We start from the raw sequence: 17,335 nt of genomic DNA on the forward strand, positions 1-17,335 counted from the left end.
TTCCTTTTATCTTGCTAGGATGCCTGTGCGGCGTCTTCTGCCAATGCCGCAGCTTTTTCTTCAACAAGCTCTACAATATGATCAACAAGCTTGTCATCCGTGATTTTGTGATCCGTAACACCGGACAGATAAACCATATGATTACCATTGCCGCCACCCGTAAGACCAATGTCCGTTTCCCGTGCTTCACCCGGACCGTTGACCACACAGCCAATGATGGAAAGGCTCATCGGCGTATGAATATGTGCCAGACGCTCTTCCAGCACTTCAACCGTTTTAATGACCGGAAATGCCTGACGGGCACAGGATGGGCAGGACACAATACGAACGCCCCGGTGCCGCAAGCCAAGAGACTTCAGAATTTCAAAGCCTGCTTTGATTTCTTCGACCGGGTGCGCCGACAAGGATACACGGATTGTGTCGCCTATCCCCGCCCATAAAAGCGATCCAATACCAATCGACGACTTAACAGTGCCGCCACGCAGGCCGCCTGCCTCAGTAATTCCAAGGTGCAAAGGATAATCACAGACATCTGCCAACCCCTGATACGCCGCAACGGCAAGGAACAGGTCCGATGCCTTCACACTGATCTTGAAATTGGTGAAGTCATTGTCTTCAAGAATTTTTGCATGCTCAAGCGCACTTTCAACCAGTGCTTCGGGGCAAGGCTCTCCGTATTTTTCAAGCAGATGCTTTTCAAGCGAGCCTGCGTTCACACCAATCCGCATGGAACAGCCATTCGCCTTAGCCGCCTGCACCACTTCTCTTACCCGTGCTGCAGAACCAATATTCCCCGGATTAATACGCAAACAAGCCGCGCCTGCGTCGGCTGCTTCCAGCGCCCGTTTATAGTGAAAGTGAATATCGGCCACAATTGGCACAGCCGCTTCGCGACATATCTCGGACATGGCCGCTGTAGATTCTTCGTCCGGGCAGGATACACGTACAATGTCTGCGCCGGCTTCTTCCGCAAGGCGAATTTGATCGATAGTCGCGCCCGGGTCGCTGGTCAGCGTATTGGTCATGGTCTGTACGGTAATTGGGGCATCCCCACCAACGGGGACAGAGCCGACCATAATCTGCTTTGACTTGCGGCGAACAACATCTCTCCAGGGGCGGATGCTCATGACCTTATGCTTTCCTAAACGGTTCAACAATACCAGTTGATATGGGTTATACCCCTGCGCACAGGCGCGTCAAGCGCCGCACGCAGTTTCACCGATAAAAAGATAGGGAAGTCAGAGCGTGACGCGACAGGCATCACCCTCGAAATTGAACCTACATTGGTAGCTTGATTGTGTAATCTGTCAGAATTTCACCGCGGTTGCCAAGCGGACCACCCTCAACACTGCCCAGATTAACCTGAACGCCGCCTGCGTTACTGGTTGTCAAAACAATCGTTTCCGGCACCGCGGGACGATACAAATCCCCCTGACGCAGCACACCAGACCATATTTCAACACCGTCGCTATTTGCCAAACGGACCCAGCTGTCCTCTAACGCCTCGAGAACGATCTCTTTGCCAATCTTACCCTCAAAGCCATACTCTGTATCTGCGTAAGCCGCAGGGAAAAATGCACGGGCGGGCGTTTCTTCAGTAGGCGTGGAAGCAAGATGATCAGAAGCGAGATCCTGCCCCGGCGCCATAGGGTCACTCTTCTCTAAGAGTGCTGTACCGGCATCGCCGACGCTGGACGCATCCGCATATAGACTGCTCGAATCTGTCTGGGTTGATTCTGAAGCTACTGATTCTTGTCCCGCACTATCAGAGGACGTCTCTGTAGAGGCAGACGCTGCAACCATTTGCCCTGTTGCAACCAATCGCTCCGACTGATCGGCAACTTGATCAACCACCACGGGATCAGCCTGTATGTTATTTTGCATATCAGAAGTGGCAGAAACCAACGCTTGCTGCTGCACAGGCGTGTTCGAAGCAAGACTGGTCACGGTTGCCGTTGGTGCGGTCGGCATTGCGCCCACGACGAACCATGTTGCAATCATCCCAATCACGCCTGTCAGTCCGGCACCCCATGTTGCCAGCAGCGATTTTTTCGGTGGCGGTGCAATTTTTACGGATTTACAAGCTGCCTGATTACCTTGGCCAGACGGGCCCTCTTCACCGGATTGATGCGATAGTTCGGCTTTGAACAGTTCCACCACCTTGCAATCGTTAAGTCCCACAGCCTTTGCATAGGCTTTGACGAACCCATGGGCGAAGGCTTTTTCAGGCAATTTGTCATATTGCCCGGCCTCGATTGCTTCCAGGTAAAAAGAAGATACGCAAATATCCCGAGAGATATCTTTAATCGACACCCCTTTTGCGATACGTGCTTGTTTAATCAACGCTGCAACAGATTGCCTGTCTGTCGTCATAGTATTGTCCCTGTCCCACACCAGAGTAAGTATTTTCACTTTATCTCTGGCAACCATCAGAACGCAGGTACGGCGAGTAATTTTAAACCCGACACCCTGCTACAACTCTCCTGAACGTGGAAATGAAAAGCAATTTACACTTATGAGTCAAACAGTTTCCCAGAAAGACACCAATATGGCACATATTATCGCATATATTGTGTTTATTCCCGGAACAGTCACAACCTGATATTGTGATCCCGGGCAAAAAGTAAAAGCGAGTCGCGAATCGAATGCTCTGGTGATGTAATATTTTCCATCATGAACTGCCGCAGATTTTTCAAATCTACACTGCGGATCATTCTTTTGACCGGACCCATTGCGGACGGGGATATAGATAAACGCCTTAAACCAAGGGCAATCAATGCCATTGCTTCAAGTGGTCTCCCCCCCATTTCACCGCAAAGCGTTACCGGAACACCGGCCTGGTGACAGGCACGAACAACAGAATGCAGGAACGCAAGTACAGGAGGGGCCATTAAATCATAACGGTCCGCCAGTTTTGGATTACTGCGGTCACATGCAAAGAAAAATTGCATCAGATCATTTGTGCCAATCGACAAAAAGTCGATTTCCCGCAACAGAATATCCAACTGCCAGCTAAGAGAGGGTACTTCCAGCATCACACCGACCTTCACCGCCACAGGCTTGTCTTTGCCCAATCGGTCGAGACGGTCGATTTCTTTCTGCAGGATTTTTTTACAGCGCCGCAACTCTGCCACTTCGGCGATCATGGGGAACATAACATGCAGTGTTTTACCGGCCGCCGAATATAGAAGTGCCCGCAACTGGTAGCGCAATAACGCAGGCCGGTCGAGCGCGATACGGATCGCACGCCAACCCATCGCAGGGTTTTCCTCTGGCTCCCTTGGCAGGAAGGGTACAGGTTTGTCACCCCCGATATCAAGGGTCCGAAATACAACAGGTCTGTCACCAGCAGCCTCGATGGCTGCGGAATAAATCTTGGTCTGTTCATCGACACGCGGGAGCGCCGGTGAAACCATAAACTGGAATTCGGTTCTGAAAAGACCAATACCCTCCGCACCGGTTTCATCCAGACTTGGCAAATCCACCAACAACCCTGCGTTCATCAAGAGCGTAACATTCTCACCGTCTAGTGTGGTCGCGGGTAAATCCCGTTCTGCTGCATATTCCGCTAGCAGTTTGACCCGGAGTTCCATCGCATCGCGGTAAGATTCGATAATATCTTCGGTCGGACGCACATAGGCATGTTCATGATCGCTATCAACGACGATATATTCGCCGGATTCTACATGATTAAGAAGCCCGGTTACCTGCCCCAGAACCGGGATACCCATTGCACGTGCAATGATTGTCACATGGGCCGTGGTTGACCCTTCTTCCATAACAATGGCTTTTAGGAACGATCGGTCATAATCCATCAGTTCCGCCGGCCCGATGTTACGCGCCACCAGTACTGAATCTTCTTCCAGTTTTTCATGGCCGGGGTCAGTTTTACCCTGAATAATTCTAATAAGACGGGTCGCCAGGTCTTCGAAGTCGGCCAGCCTTTCCCGCAGATAAGGGTCCCGAATCTTTTTCATCCGGATTCGGTTTTCCTGCTGAACTTTATCAACAGCGGCTTCAGCCGTCAGACCCGACAGAACCGTTTCCCGCATTTTATCCTGCCAGCCCTGATCATAGGCGAACATCCGGTACGTCTCTAATACCTCTCTATGTTCGCCCCCATGCTCCAAATCTGGGTGGTCCAGCATATTTTCAAGCTGCAGGCGAAGTGTCGCGATCGCTTCTTCCAGCCGGATACTTTCTTCGTCGACATCATCTGCAACGGTTTTGGAGATCTGAACCTGTGGTTCATGGAAGACAGCTATCCCTGCGCCGATACCGGATGCCAGACGTTTTCCGTCTACCGTGATCGGGCCACCCGCGCGGCTTGAATCTTCACTCAGCTCTTCGGGGGCAATAACCTCTGTTGAACCGACAAGCTCGGAGATAACCATCGCAATGGTCTGCAGCGCTTCAATTTCTTCGGTCTTATAACGACGCGAGGCAACGTTCTGGACAACCAGCACCCCCGCCACACGGCTGCGACGCAGGATCGGCACCCCGAGAAAACTGTGATAAATATCTTCGCCTGTCTCCGGACGATAGGCAAATTTAGGGTGGGATGGGGCCTCTGATAAATTCAGCGGCATCCCGCGTTCTGCAACCAACCCAACAAGGCCTTCACCAAACCGCAAACGGGTCAGATGAACTGCTTCTTCCTTCAAGCCTTCGGTTGCGAATAATTCAAGGATGGACCCCGCACGCCGCAGATAGATAGAACATACCTCTGCGACCATATTCTGAGCGATAACCTGTACCACGCGCCTAAGTCGGTCTTCTGCTGAACCGCCGCTTGCCATTACACTGTGCAAACGTCTCAACAGTAATCTTGGCTGACTTACATGGTCAGGCAAGGATTTCCCCCTTATCTCTGTTGGTTACCGGATCGCAAACGACCTCGGTTCCCCTTTTATTCTTCCAGGTACGATGTAGCCTGAGCCACAAGTTCTTGAATGATATTTTCTGTCGTGTCTATCTTTTTTACCATGCCAACACTTTGACCTGCCATGACAGAACCAGACTTGACATCGCCGTCAATCACAGCACGTCGAAGCGCTCCACCCCAGAAATGCTCGATCTGCATCTGAGCATCATGCTGGTCCAGTTCACCCGACTGAAATTTGGTAACGACATCATGCTGCGTACGCATAAAGTCCTCTGTTGCATCATTCTTCAGGGCGCGAACAGGAATGACCGGAAAACGGCTATCTATCTGTACACTTGCAACGGCATCCCGGGCCTTGGCCTTGATAAACGCCTTCTTGAAGTTTTCGTGGGCGATACATTCTTCCGCGACCACAAACCGTGTCCCCAACTGTGCACCGGAAGCACCCAGTTCCAGATAGGAGGCAATGGTATCACCCCGACCAATGCCGCCCGCAATAAAGACAGGAACATCACGAATTTCGGGCAGAATTTCCTGTGCCAGGACGCTGGTAGAAACCGGACCGATATGTCCACCCGCTTCTGTGCCTTCGATGATAATTGCATCCACGCCTGACCGGATCAGTTTTTTACCAAAAACAACCGTCGGCGTGAAACACATTAACTTGGCACCAAAAGCCTTGATTCTGGCGATCGCATCCCCGGACGGCATGCCGCCCGCCAAAACAACATGGCTGACATTTTCATCACGGCATGCATCAATTAAACTATCCAGTTCGGGGTGCAGTGTAATCAGGTTAACACCAAATGGCTTGTCCGTCAGTGCACGGGTTGCCCGAATTTCCTGTTTAAGCTGCTCAGCATTCATGCCGCCACAGGCAATGACACCAAATCCACCAGCATTCGATATAGCAGACACAAGGTTTCTCTCTGAAACCCAGGACATTGCCCCACCCAAAATAGCATAGTTTGTGCCGAGAAAATCCGTACCACGCTTCCACAAACTATTTAGCCGATCAAGACCTGCTTGTGACATATACCCTCCTACGCTAGCAAGCTTCAGGACGCGGCACCGGATAAGACCGACACCGCCCCATCAGACAGCTTCATGCTCTATTCGGCTGCATCCAACCCATACGCTGTGTGCAGTGCACGCACAGCAAGTTCGGTGTAAGCTGCGTCAATAATTACGCTAACCTTGATTTCCGACGTGGAGATAACCTGAATGTTAATCCCTTTTTCCGCCAAAACATCAAACATCTTGCGGGCAACACCCGCATGGCTACGCATCCCAACACCAACAACGGATACTTTTACAACATCACCAGTATATTGCAATTCCTGGAAATTCAGTTGGTCTTTCGCTGCGTCCAATACTTTTACAGCGCGCTGCAGATCATCTTCCGGCACAGTAAAGGTAACATCGGTAGATTTGCCGTCGTCTGAAGCCGACTGAACAATCATATCAACATTGATATTTGCATCTGCTAGTGGCCCGAATACATGGCTTACCTGACCTGGCTGGTCTTCCAGTGCTACCAGCGTGATTTTTGCTTCACCGCGGGAATATGCAATCCCGCTGACAACTTCCTGTTCCACGATTTCTTCCTCATCAACAACCAGTGTTCCGGGGGTATCTTCAAATGACGAACGCACCTGCGTCCGCACCCCAAATTTCATTGCAAGGGCAACAGACCGTGTCTGCAGAACCTTTGCGCCAAGGGATGCCATTTCCAGCATCTCTTCATAGGTGATTTTATCCAATTTGCGCGCCTTGGGCACAATACGGGGGTCTGTTGTATAGACACCATCAACATCCGTATAGATGTCACAGCGGTCTGCTTTCACCGCTGCCGCAACCGCAACCGCAGACGTGTCGCTACCGCCACGCCCCAATGTCGCAATGCGGCCATCCTCGGCAACGCCCTGAAAACCTGCAATCACAGCAACACGGCCACCCTTAAAGCATTCTTCCAGCTTTTCTGTACCAATGTCTTCAATCCGAGCCGACCCGTGCACAGTATTTGTCTTGATCGGGATTTGCCACCCAAGGAATGAACGGGCAGGAACACCCATTTCCTGTAGGCAAATAGATAACAGACCAACGGTAATCTGCTCGCCTGCCGCGACAACGGTATCATATTCCCGCGCATCATGCAGCGGTGCAGCATCCCGACAGTACCCAACAAGCTGATTGGTGGTGCCGGACATAGCGGACACAACAACAGCCACTTCGTGACCTTCATCCACTGCCTTCTTAACCCGTGCCGCTACATTTCTGATACGATCGATATCACCGACCGATGTTCCCCCAAATTTCTTTACAATTCTGGCCATAAGAGTATGTCTTTCAAAATCCAGTCGTCACAATCCAGCGTAGCCACTGAACCGTATAAAAGTCCTGATAGTAAACAGGGCATGCAAATCTACCCCTGGCACAGGAGCATATTGATTTGCAACGCGTCCTATGTAATGTGTGACACTGAATGGTGCAAGCACCTTGACACAAAAGTTTCTGAGGCAAACACTTAGGTTAACTGGTAATGACGAACGTACATCCTGAACAAATTGCAACTGGTTCTACTGTCGATGCTGACGAGGTAGCCTTCTTTGCAGGCATTGCAGATAGCTGGTGGGACCCTAAGGGACCCTTTAAACCCTTGCATCAGTTAAATCCAACACGACTTGCCTACATTCGCCAAGAAGTATGTCGCCACTTTGACCTGAAAGACACCCTGCGCCCTTACGAGACCTTACGCTTTCTCGACATTGGATGTGGTGGCGGCCTGCTGTCCGAACCACTTAAACGGTTAGGCGCTGATCTTGTGTCCGTTGATGCATCAGAGAAAAACATTAAGGTTGCCAGCCTCCACGCCGAGCAGTCCGGTCTTGATATCGATTATAGAAACACCACGGCAGAAGCACTAGCAGACGCTGGCGAGACATTTGATGTGATCGTCAATATGGAAGTGATCGAACATGTCGCTGATGTCAGCGCATATCTGGAAGCGTGCCGGAAACTATTAAAACCTGGCGGCATTATGCTTCTCAGCACAATCAACCGCACATCAAAAGCCTATCTGTTCGCCATCATAGGTGCCGAAGTTATCCTGCGATGGCTCCCGCGCGGTGCACATGACTGGAATAAATTTCTTACACCAAAAGAACTCAGCGACGCTTTGGAAGCTGCAAGCTTCACGCCAAGTGCCCCGACAGGCTTTTCCTTCAATCCCCTCGGTGGACGGTGGTCATTAAGTGATCGGGATGTTGCTGTGAACTACGCCATGAGTGCTGCCGGATAGGCTGCATACCTTATCAAGCATCTGTCCGACGAGGCATCGGCATCGGAAGAATATCTATGCCTTCTTCAAGAAGTTCGCGCGTTTCTTCTGCGGTGCTTTCCCCGTAGATGCCGCGCTCTTCTGCTTCACCATAATGAATTTTACGCGCTTCTTCGGCAAAGTCTTTGCCGACGTTGTCACAGGACGCTTCCACAGCCGTTCGAAATTCCTGCAAAAGCATTGTGACTTTTTCAGCGACTACGGGGTCAACAGCAGGAGGTACCGCTACTGATTGGTGTCGTTCGGACTTTACTGCACCTGCACCCGTTTGCGGCTTCCCGGCTGTCTTTGCTTGCACGGACGATGGTGACTGCTCAATCTTCTGGTTGCCCTTGCGACCAACGTTCGGCGCCATAACAGCCTTTGTAACACTTCGGCTGCCACAAGAAGGGCATTCAAGTAAACCCGATGCTTTCTGGTCCTCATACGCAGATGATGATCCAAACCATGCTTCAAACACATGACCTTCGTCACATTTCAAATCAAATACAATCATATCGTATCCGTAACATGTATAGAAACATCCCGTGAATGTTTCAGGGACGGAATTCTTTGCCGTATTTTGGCTACCATTTCAAGATCAAGAACTGCATTGACGACCCCGGTATCTGTGCCTGCATCCACAAGAACTGCACCCCACGGATCTATGATCAAACTATGGCCGTAGGTTTCTCTGCCCGTTGCATGCAGCCCGGTCTGTGCTGCGGCCAAAACAAATGCACCGTTCTCAATAGCCCGTGCCCGCAACAGGGTATACCAGTGCGCTTCACCGGTGGGCTTTGTGAAGGCGGCTGGCACCGTCAGAATGTCTGCGCCTTTCTGGGCCATTTCCCGATACAAATAGGGAAACCGTAGATCGTAGCATATTGAGATGCCAATCGAGGCGTCTGGTGTTTTTACAAGCTGTCCCTGCGATCCATGATCATATAGTCTGCTCTCCCGGTAGCTTTCGCCACCATCCAGATCAACATCAAACAAATGCAGTTTGTCATAAGATGTTCTAAGGCAGCCATCAGGCCCAAACAGGAAGGCACGGTTCGCAAGTCTGTCTTCAGCGGTCTTGATGATCAAAGATCCAATATGAAGCCAGATGCCCAGTTCTTTCGCCAGCGCGGAAAAAGCCTGCACCCCTGGATCGTCTTCCTGTGCCCTGGCCTTCTCCAGAACGCTTTGCCGGTTCATTTCCATCAAATGCGTTGTCTCTGGGGTCTGGACATACCGCGCACCGGCTTTCGCTGCCTCCTTAATGAATGTGGATGCAGCTTCAATATTTTCTGCAACATCATTGCTTGATGTCATTTGAATCAGTGCTACGTGCATAATCCACTCTCTAGCCTGTAAGGCAGCTATCCAGCAGCCAACAGCGGATCAAGCTTTCCCGCGGAATCAAGGGCATATAAGTCGTCACAGCCGCCGACGTGAATATCATCAATGAAAATCTGCGGCACTGTATTAACACCGCCAGCGCGAGACCGCATTTCTGCACGAACCTGCGGCTTCATATCCACATTGATTTCTTCAAATGCTACCCCTTTGCTGGATAGCAAGCCTTTTGCACGGTAACAAAACCCACAAAGCTTGGAACTGTAAACAACAACTTTTGGCATGATAACTCCTGAATTCATATTCGCACTAGGCCTGATATAGCTTTATATCTGTAGTTTACCATAGGCGATTACAATAAATTAATACTTAACTTGTCTGATTGTTATCCTTGTTTGCAGCTTAAAGCCTTGCCGCCGCTACAGTATCAAGTTCCTGTGCCGGATTGCCGAACACCGATTGCTCGCGCAAACGTGACGGCCCCCACTTCTACAGCGCCTGCTTTCACCAGCGCCTTGGCACAGGCAGACAGCGTTGCCCCTGTCGTATAGACATCATCAACCAGCAGAATTGAATGACCGCTGATATCTGTCTGTCGCTCGGAAGGAACCGTGAACGCCCCTGCCACATTTCGAAAACGCTGTTTGCGCCCAAAACTGCCCTGCGATTCCGTATTTCGGTGTCGCACAAGCACGGCTGGCTTGCAGGGCACATCAAGACGACGTGCAATCGGCTTAGCAAGTAAATGCGATTGATTATAGCGTCGTTGCCGTAACCGCACTGTGTGCAGTGGTACAGGTACAACAATCAATCTGGTTGTCTCTACCTGACGCCGCAACAGACCAGGCAGCATCAGCGCAGCCATCGCCGGTGCCACATGCGTGTGCTGGCCATGTTTCAGTCGTAAAATTGCGTCACGCGCTACGCCGTCATAGCGAACTGCCGACTGCACCCAGTTAAAATGGGGCTTTACTGCTAAACATCCGGCGCACAGACTTTGTTCAGCCACCGAATATTCAAAAGGAAAACCACAACAGCTACATGCTGGTTCCCCAATGAAGGAAAATGTCTGCCAACAGGGTCCGCAAAACCGGTGTGCTTCCTGATGATGCGTTTTACACGCCGGACACACAGGTGGCAGTATCAAATCAAGTATTTTATTCCAAACCTGCAAAAGAAATCCCCCAACCTCTAGGGGCAGTGTATCACCAACCCGTGCCCCTACAATCATATTCTCTTGCAGCTATTCCTCATAAAAGTTAAAGCACTGTCATGAACACGAAAGCTGAATTATTTGATCGCTCCCTGCTGGCAGCACGCAGACGCCGTGGCCAGTCCATGGACCATGATGGCGACTTTCTTTGTCGTCATATTGCAGATGGCCTGCTTGAACGGCTTGATGAGATTAACCGGGATTTCACACTGGCACTGGATCACGGCGGAAATTTCACGCCTTTTGCCCAGTTGCCTGATGGTTGCACGCCAACGGTTCAATCGCCCGTTCGCCCCGATGCAGATATTCAGGAAGATGAAGAGTTTCTGCCGGTCGAACAAGGCAGCTTTGATTTAGTGCTTTCAAATCTGGTAATGCATTCTATCAATGACCTGCCGGGAACACTGATACAGATCAACCGTGCGCTAAAGCCTGACGGCCTGTTCCTTGGATCACTATTCGGCGGCGAAACGCTAACTGAACTCCGTCAATCATTTCTGCAAGCAGAGGCAAAAATAACAGGGGGTGCAGCACCGCGGGTAGCGCCATTTGGTGACATTCGCGACCTTGGTGCCCTTCTGCAGCGTGCTGGCTTTGCCCTTCCGGTGGCAGACAGTGAACGGCTAACCGTGACATATGACCATCCAGTCAAGTTACTGCATGACCTGCGCGCCATGGGAGAAACCAATATTTTATTTGATCGCAGCCGCAAACCGCTCCGGCGGGATGTCCTGATGGCAGCGTTTGATCACTATATCAAAAAGTACGCGCAACCCGATGGCCGCATTTTTGCAACGTTTGATATCGTCTACCTGACAGGGTGGCATCCCCACGAAAGCCAGCAAAAACCTTTAAAACCAGGTACTGGGAAAGTCAGTCTTGGCGATGCACTTTCGGGAAAAATCAGCCCAAAGACCAAGACATAAATACCCTTAATCAGGTTAGATAAAGTCACGAAGCATGGCGACAAGGGGTATGTCTGCGGGAGGCATATCATACGCGCCCAAATCAAGGGGCCTGACCCATTTAACTGCCTGCCCTTCCATGGGCCGGATCAAGCCTTCCCATTTTCGGCATAGATATAACGGCATAAGAAGATGAAAATCATCATATGTATGTGACGCAAATGCAAAAGGAGCAAGGCAGGAAGCCGAGACATCAATATCCAGTTCTTCTTTACACTCCCGAATAAGGGCTGCTTCAGGAATTTCGCCTGTCTCTACCTTTCCGCCGGGAAACTCCCACATACCTGCCATAGACTTTCCCTTGGGGCGCTGGGCAATAAGAACCCTGCCTTCCAGATCAATCAGGGCGATAGCAGAAACCAAAATAATCGGTAGCGCTGTGTCAATGCGAACTGTCGCTTGTGGGCAATCATTTTCCATACAGGAGGTGATACTGACTTAACTAAATTAAATCAACATCGAACTATCTCTTTACTTTTTAAGGTTAATTCTGAGATACTAAGCGCCAATTGGGTGCTAACTACTATAGGTGGGGTATAAATATGTTGAATTTTCTTAAATCGCTTAAGACAAGCGAAGAAGGTGCAACTGCTATTGAATATGGGCTTATCGTTGCCCTTATTGCTGTATTGTTGATTTTGTCATTAACAAGCATCGGGGAAAACATTGCAAGCACGTTTAATGACGTAAGCAGCGGTATCGAAAACGCAAACCCTGATGGATAGTACATACCTACTACCCTAAAAATGCATACTGTATTCTAAAGGCAGGAGTTTTATACTCTTGCCTCTTTATATTGGCGTGCTTGACGCTTCGGGGCATAATCAGCAGACCGTTTGAAAGAAGATTCTTCTTTTTTAGTGACCGCAATTTTGTTAGCGACAACAGCCTGGGCACGGTCGACTTCCCGCTTCATGTACTCAAGCTCGTTTTTCTTTGAAACATCCACATCATCATACTTGACCATAGCATCCGACAGGGCGCCTTCAAGCTGCTGCAGAAATTTAAGCTGTAACTCTAGATCAACTATTGGCATTTTCATCTCCGGTAAACTCTACACGTAACCGGGATAAAATATTCAATTTTCATGCCATCTATTTTATACAATATTTCAAGGAGTTACAATAATCTCACCGTCTTAAGGGAAGAAAATACCCGGCAAGTGATACTTACCGGGCATCAGAGTTTAAAAATTGCAGGTCCTTAAATCAGGACCGGTAATCCGCATTAATAGAGATATATTGATGTGTCAGGTCACATGTCCAGACCGTTGAGCACGCATCCCCCACGCCAACATTCAAGATCAAATCAATATGGGATCGTTTCATATAAGCTGCGCCGTCTTCCTCCTGGTATTTTGAGGAAACCTGCCCATCTGTTGCCACAAGAATGTCACCAAACCAGATAGACAAGGCACTTTGATTTGCCTTTTCACCACTTTTACCGACTGCCATAACCAGTCTGCCCCAGTTAGGGTCTTCCCCGGCGATGGCTGTTTTCACAAGCGGGCTGTTTGCAATTGACTTAGCGATAATACGCGCTGATTCGGTGCTTTCTGCGCCCTTGACGGTTACAGAAATAAGTTTAGTCGCCCCTTCACCGTCACAAACGATCTGTTTCGCCAAATCTTCCATAACGGCAGCGAACTTCGCCTTGAAGCCTTGCAAGCGCGGATCTGCCGGATCCGTGATACAGTTTTCATTCGCCGCTTCTCCGGTTGCGAATGCAAGTACCGTATCATTTGTAGACGTATCACTATCCACCGTTATCGAATTAAAACTTGCCGCATTGGTTTCCGCAAGGATTGCCTGCAGGCAGGCGCTACTGATGTTCGCGTTGGTAAACACAAACCCAAGCATCGTCGCCATATTTGGCTCAATCATGCCTGACCCTTTGGCAACACCTGTAATAGTTATCGCCTTGCCATCTATCTCACAAAGTGTGGAGGCTGCTTTCGCATAGGTATCAGTGGTACGTATTGCTTCGGCCGCATCACGCACAAGACTGGCGGACAGACCGTCAACAATCTTGGGCAGCGCTTTCTTAATTGGCGTTACATCCAGCGGCACGCCAATAACCCCGGTCGATGCCAATAATATTTCATCCGGGCTACACCCCAGAACCTCAGCCGCAGCATTTGCTGTACTTTGAACGGCAGCAACACCTGCCTTGCCCGTGAACGCATTTGCATTCCCTGCATTGACGACCAGTCCACGCCCCGTACCACCGCTATTTTTCAAAGCCTGACGGCACCATTCAACTGGGGCTGCAGGCATACTATTCTGTGTAAAAACACCCGCCACCTGCGTCCCCTGGCACAAACGAACCAGCAACAGATCAAGGCGTCCCTTATATCGCATCCCAGTTGCCATGGCGCCAAACTCGACGCCGGGTATATTATTAACCACAGGAAATGCTTCTGGGGCTAAAGGGGACACAGGAATATCGGCCATTTTATATCTCGCTAATCAGTTACTGGAGTGCGGCGCATGATGACGACATTTCAGCACTGCATCAAGAAATACTGTCTTTAATATGCAAAATATATGAAATGCTGGCTATCCGCTGGTTGACAGGGCTCCCAGAGGCTCTTATCTGTGCCTGACGTATTATTTTCATTAAAACTGCGCGACAGGCGACCAACCACTCCTGTCCGGATGCAGAAAACAGGGTCGGGAACACAGTATGCTAGGACTTGGCAAAATCGCAAAAAAAATATTTGGTAGTGCCAATGATCGCTATCTGGCTAAATTGCAGCCAAAAATTGAAGCAATTAACGCGCTTGAGCCAGAGTTTGAAGCACTCTCCGACGATGATCTGAAAGCAAAAACTGCCGAATTCCGTTCACGACTGGAAGCTGGTGAGACCACTGACGACCTTCTTGTTGAGGCATTTGCAACCGTCCGGGAAGCTGCCAAAAGAACCCTTGGCCAGCGACACTACGATGTCCAGCTTATTGGCGGCATGGTCCTGCATGACAATAGCATCGCGGAAATGCGAACAGGTGAAGGTAAAACACTTGTAGCCACACTCGCAGCTTATCTGAATGCCCTACCCGGCAAAGGCGTCCATGTTGTAACCGTAAACGACTATCTGGCAGAACGTGATTCAAGCTGGATGAGCCAGGTATATGGCTTCCTTGGCATGACAACAGGCGTCATCCTGCCCATCCTTGATGCGCAAGCCCGACAGGAAGCATACGCCGCAGATATTACATACGGTACTAACAACGAATTTGGTTTTGACTATCTGCGTGACAATATGAAATTCCACCGTCAAGAGATGGTACAACGCGAATTCGCGTTTGCCATTGTCGATGAGGTGGACAGCATTTTGATCGACGAGGCGCGAACCCCTCTGATTATCTCCGGACCAACCGAAGACAAATCCGAGCTTTATGTCACGATCAACGACATCATCGCCAATATCTCTGAAGAAGATTACGAGAAAGACGAAAAGTCCCGCCACGTAGCCTTGACGGATGATGGTATGGAAAAGGTCGAAGGCATTCTGCGTGATGGTGGTTTCATGGAAGGGGAAAGCCTCTATGACTATGAAAACACGGCACTGGTTCATCATGTTGATCAGGCACTGAAGGCCCACGTCCTGTTCGAACGTGACAAAGACTATATCGTCAAGGACAACAAAGTCATCATCATTGATGAATTCACAGGTCGGATGATGGATGGCCGACGCTACAGCGGTGGTCTGCATCAGGCTCTGGAAGCAAAAGAGAAAGTTGATATCCAGCCCGAGAACCAGACGCTGGCATCTGTAACGCTGCAGAATTATTTCCGCATGTATCCGAAACTATCCGGCATGACAGGTACTGCAGAAACAGAAGCAGAAGAATTTGCAGAAATTTACGGTCTTGGGGTTATCGAAATCCCCACCAATGTCGAAGTGCAGCGTAAAGATGAGCATGACGAGTTTTACCGGACAGAAACGGAAAAATATGAAGCAATCGTCCGCGACATTGCAGATGCCCAGGAACGTGGCCAGCCAGTTCTTGTCGGTACTGTTTCCATTGAAAAGTCTGAGGTTCTATCAGCCTTCCTGCACCAAAAGAAGGTAAAACACCAGGTTCTGAATGCACGCTATCATGAACAGGAAGCCTATATCATTGCACAGGCAGGCCGCCTTGGTGCTGTAACCATTGCAACGAATATGGCTGGCCGTGGTACTGACATCCAGCTTGGCGGCAATCTCGACATGATGATTGATCAGGCAACTCAGGGTATCGAAGATGCTGCAGAGATCGCAAAAATTACCAGTGAAATCAAAGCACAGGTAGAAGAAGAAAAAGCAAAGGCCCTTGAAGCGGGTGGCCTGTATGTCATGGGCACCGAACGCCATGAAAGCCGCCGTATTGATAACCAGCTTCGTGGTCGTTCCGGTCGTCAGGGTGACCCTGGCCGGTCTAAGTTCTACCTGTCTCTGCAGGATGACCTGATGCGCATCTTCGGACCTGAACGCATGGACGCCATGCTTGTTAGGCTCGGCATCGAAGAAGGCGAGGCAATTATCCATCCATGGATCAACAAAGCCATCGAGAAAGCACAGCAAAAAGTCGAAACACGCAACTACGACATCCGGAAAAATCTCGTTAAATATGATGATGTTATGAATGACCAGCGGAACGTTGTTTATGAGCAGCGCCGTGAAATCATGGATGCCGACGATGTGTCCGAGACAATCAAAGATATGCGTACAGATGTTGTCTATAATCTGGTTGATACCCGCATCCCGCCAAAGTCCTATCCTGAGCAGTGGGACATGGACGGCCTAGCAGAAGACTGTGTGAAAATCCTTGGCATGGATCTGCCTGTCAAAGAGTGGGCCGAGGAAGAAGGTATCAACGAAAAAACCATCATCGAACGCATTGAAAATGCTGTTGATCAGATGATGAGCGCCAAAGCAGTCAATTACGGAACGGAACTGTGGCGTTCAGTGGAGAAAAGTCTGCTGTTGCAGGTTGTCGATCAGGAGTGGAAAGACCACCTTGGTAATCTGGATCACTTACGTCAGGGCGTGGGCCTGCGCTCTTACGGTCAGCGTGACCCGCTTAATGAGTATAAAACAGAGGCATTTTCACTGTTTGAAAGCATGCTTTATCACACACGTGAAAGTGTAACGAGCCTGCTGGCACGCGTTGAACTGGCACCGCAGGTAGACCCTGCTGCGCTTGAGCCAGAAAGCCCAAGCGTATTCCAAGAGTCGCACGCAAATCCGACGACCGGTGAAAATGAGATGGCCGCTGGCTTTGACCCCAACGACACATCAACATGGCACAATGTACCGCGCAACGCACCCTGCCCGTGTGGATCAGGCGAGAAATTCAAGCATTGCCACGGAAACTTTTCTGACGGACAGCCCGGAGCCCTGAAAAATCCTTTTGAAGGGGTTGGCAGAAATGAACCCTGCCCCTGTGGCTCCGGCAAAAAGTTTAAGCATTGTCACGGTGCTGTATAACCGGCAACGCAAAGCGATACTCCCAAAAGGGTCCAGTCTCTGGGCCCTTTTTTTATGCCCGAAAAACCGCCCAGTGGCCTCAGGCTTTTCTTCAAATGAATATAATATGAATAAACGGCTCAGAGTTCGGTCAGTCA

16 protein-coding genes are annotated in these 17,335 nt (G+C 49.9%); 4 read left to right on the plus strand and 12 right to left on the minus strand.

The features are described 5' to 3' along the window. Positions 1-14: 14 nt before the first annotated feature. From ispG to IE181_RS00105, 5 genes are all read right to left on the minus strand, one after another. Entirely contained in the window at positions 15-1,127 is a 1,113-nt protein-coding gene (ispG, locus tag IE181_RS00085; protein ID WP_191249531.1) for a flavodoxin-dependent (E)-4-hydroxy-3-methylbut-2-enyl-diphosphate synthase, read from the minus strand. A 151-nt stretch (positions 1,128-1,278) separates the two neighbouring features. Then, the gene (locus IE181_RS00090) at positions 1,279-2,373 is read right to left on the minus strand and encodes a helix-turn-helix domain-containing protein (RefSeq protein ID WP_191249532.1); all 1,095 of its coding nucleotides are present in this window, start codon (positions 2,371-2,373) and stop codon (positions 1,279-1,281) included. Between the two features lie 218 nt (positions 2,374-2,591). Beyond that, positions 2,592-4,853, minus strand: coding sequence for a phosphoenolpyruvate--protein phosphotransferase (ptsP, locus tag IE181_RS00095; protein WP_229819024.1), 2,262 nt, complete (start codon positions 4,851-4,853; stop codon positions 2,592-2,594). A gap of 56 nt (positions 4,854-4,909) precedes the next feature. After that, on the minus strand, positions 4,910-5,920 hold the full coding sequence (locus IE181_RS00100) for an NAD(P)H-dependent flavin oxidoreductase (RefSeq protein ID WP_191249533.1): 1,011 nt from the start codon (positions 5,918-5,920) through the stop codon (positions 4,910-4,912). A 77-nt stretch (positions 5,921-5,997) separates the two neighbouring features. Then, a complete protein-coding gene (locus tag IE181_RS00105; RefSeq protein WP_191249534.1) occupies positions 5,998-7,221 on the minus strand; it encodes an aspartate kinase in 1,224 nt (407 codons plus the stop codon). Between the two features lie 230 nt (positions 7,222-7,451). Here IE181_RS00105 and ubiG point away from each other — a divergent pair, with 230 nt between their 5' ends. Continuing rightward, on the plus strand, positions 7,452-8,186 hold the full coding sequence (gene ubiG, locus IE181_RS00110; protein ID WP_191251438.1) for a bifunctional 2-polyprenyl-6-hydroxyphenol methylase/3-demethylubiquinol 3-O-methyltransferase UbiG: 735 nt from the start codon (positions 7,452-7,454) through the stop codon (positions 8,184-8,186). Positions 8,187-8,199: 13 nt separating this feature from the next. Here ubiG and IE181_RS00115 read toward each other — a convergent pair whose 3' ends face one another. From IE181_RS00115 to IE181_RS00130, 4 genes are all read right to left on the minus strand, one after another. Beyond that, positions 8,200-8,721 (minus strand): DUF1178 family protein, encoded by a 522-nt coding sequence (locus IE181_RS00115; RefSeq protein WP_191249535.1) that lies wholly within the window; start codon positions 8,719-8,721, stop codon positions 8,200-8,202. Further along, positions 8,718-9,545 (minus strand): carbon-nitrogen hydrolase family protein, encoded by an 828-nt coding sequence (locus IE181_RS00120; protein ID WP_191249536.1) that lies wholly within the window; start codon positions 9,543-9,545, stop codon positions 8,718-8,720. The genes IE181_RS00115 and IE181_RS00120 overlap by 4 nt, the downstream gene beginning before the upstream one ends. Positions 9,546-9,571: 26 nt before the next feature. Beyond that, a complete protein-coding gene (grxC, locus tag IE181_RS00125) occupies positions 9,572-9,832 on the minus strand; it encodes a glutaredoxin 3 (RefSeq protein ID WP_191249537.1) in 261 nt (86 codons plus the stop codon). A gap of 143 nt (positions 9,833-9,975) precedes the next feature. Next, positions 9,976-10,779: a ComF family protein gene (locus IE181_RS00130; RefSeq protein ID WP_268245721.1), complete on the minus strand. Its 804-nt coding sequence runs from the start codon at positions 10,777-10,779 to the stop codon at positions 9,976-9,978. Positions 10,780-10,820: 41 nt separating this feature from the next. Here IE181_RS00130 and IE181_RS00135 point away from each other — a divergent pair, with 41 nt between their 5' ends. Beyond that, positions 10,821-11,687: a methyltransferase domain-containing protein gene (locus IE181_RS00135; RefSeq protein WP_191249539.1), complete on the plus strand. Its 867-nt coding sequence runs from the start codon at positions 10,821-10,823 to the stop codon at positions 11,685-11,687. Between the two features lie 15 nt (positions 11,688-11,702). Here IE181_RS00135 and IE181_RS00140 read toward each other — a convergent pair whose 3' ends face one another. Further along, positions 11,703-12,146 (minus strand): (deoxy)nucleoside triphosphate pyrophosphohydrolase, encoded by a 444-nt coding sequence (locus tag IE181_RS00140; RefSeq protein ID WP_191249540.1) that lies wholly within the window; start codon positions 12,144-12,146, stop codon positions 11,703-11,705. 122 nt (positions 12,147-12,268) lie between these two features. On the opposite strand from IE181_RS00140, the gene IE181_RS00145 reads away from it, so the two are divergent. Continuing rightward, positions 12,269-12,451 carry a Flp family type IVb pilin gene (locus tag IE181_RS00145; RefSeq protein WP_191249541.1) on the plus strand — a complete coding sequence of 61 codons (183 nt, stop codon included), beginning with the start codon at positions 12,269-12,271 and terminating at the stop codon, positions 12,449-12,451. 50 nt (positions 12,452-12,501) lie between these two features. Here the strand turns inward: IE181_RS00145 and IE181_RS00150 are convergent, their stop codons facing one another. Beyond that, positions 12,502-12,762 carry a hypothetical protein gene (locus IE181_RS00150; RefSeq protein ID WP_191249542.1) on the minus strand — a complete coding sequence of 87 codons (261 nt, stop codon included), beginning with the start codon at positions 12,760-12,762 and terminating at the stop codon, positions 12,502-12,504. A 172-nt stretch (positions 12,763-12,934) separates the two neighbouring features. Then, complete coding sequence (argJ, locus tag IE181_RS00155; RefSeq protein ID WP_191249543.1) at positions 12,935-14,179, minus strand: bifunctional glutamate N-acetyltransferase/amino-acid acetyltransferase ArgJ; 1,245 nt, start codon at positions 14,177-14,179, stop codon at positions 12,935-12,937. Positions 14,180-14,411: 232 nt separating this feature from the next. On the opposite strand from argJ, the gene secA reads away from it, so the two are divergent. Further along, positions 14,412-17,198, plus strand: a complete 2,787-nt coding sequence (secA, locus tag IE181_RS00160; RefSeq protein ID WP_191249544.1) for a preprotein translocase subunit SecA — start codon at positions 14,412-14,414, stop codon at positions 17,196-17,198. Positions 17,199-17,335: the final 137 nt, after the last annotated feature.

It is taken from the genome of Kordiimonas sediminis (assembly GCF_014656395.1).
Lineage (GTDB): Bacteria > Pseudomonadota > Alphaproteobacteria > Sphingomonadales > Kordiimonadaceae > Kordiimonas_A > Kordiimonas_A sediminis.

Bases quoted from the DNA above. Each gene is read 5' to 3' on its own strand.
- ispG (WP_191249531.1), bottom strand. From the start codon at position 1,127: ATGAGCATCCGCCCCTGGAGAGATGTTGTTCGCCGCAAGTCAAAGCAG.
- IE181_RS00135 (WP_191249539.1), top strand. From the start codon at position 10,821: ATGAACACGAAAGCTGAATTATTTGATCGCTCCCTGCTGGCAGCACGC.
- grxC (WP_191249537.1), bottom strand. From the start codon at position 9,832: ATGCCAAAAGTTGTTGTTTACAGTTCCAAGCTTTGTGGGTTTTGTTAC.
- IE181_RS00120 (WP_191249536.1), bottom strand. From the start codon at position 9,545: ATGCACGTAGCACTGATTCAAATGACATCAAGCAATGATGTTGCAGAA.
- IE181_RS00150 (WP_191249542.1), bottom strand. From the start codon at position 12,762: ATGCCAATAGTTGATCTAGAGTTACAGCTTAAATTTCTGCAGCAGCTT.
- argJ (WP_191249543.1), bottom strand. From the start codon at position 14,179: ATGGCCGATATTCCTGTGTCCCCTTTAGCCCCAGAAGCATTTCCTGTG.
- IE181_RS00145 (WP_191249541.1), top strand. From the start codon at position 12,269: ATGTTGAATTTTCTTAAATCGCTTAAGACAAGCGAAGAAGGTGCAACT.
- IE181_RS00115 (WP_191249535.1), bottom strand. From the start codon at position 8,721: ATGATTGTATTTGATTTGAAATGTGACGAAGGTCATGTGTTTGAAGCA.
- secA (WP_191249544.1), top strand. From the start codon at position 14,412: ATGCTAGGACTTGGCAAAATCGCAAAAAAAATATTTGGTAGTGCCAAT.
- IE181_RS00130 (WP_268245721.1), bottom strand. From the start codon at position 10,779: ATGATTGTAGGGGCACGGGTTGGTGATACACTGCCCCTAGAGGTTGGG.
- IE181_RS00100 (WP_191249533.1), bottom strand. From the start codon at position 5,920: ATGTCACAAGCAGGTCTTGATCGGCTAAATAGTTTGTGGAAGCGTGGT.
- IE181_RS00140 (WP_191249540.1), bottom strand. From the start codon at position 12,146: ATGGAAAATGATTGCCCACAAGCGACAGTTCGCATTGACACAGCGCTA.
- IE181_RS00090 (WP_191249532.1), bottom strand. From the start codon at position 2,373: ATGACGACAGACAGGCAATCTGTTGCAGCGTTGATTAAACAAGCACGT.
- IE181_RS00105 (WP_191249534.1), bottom strand. From the start codon at position 7,221: ATGGCCAGAATTGTAAAGAAATTTGGGGGAACATCGGTCGGTGATATC.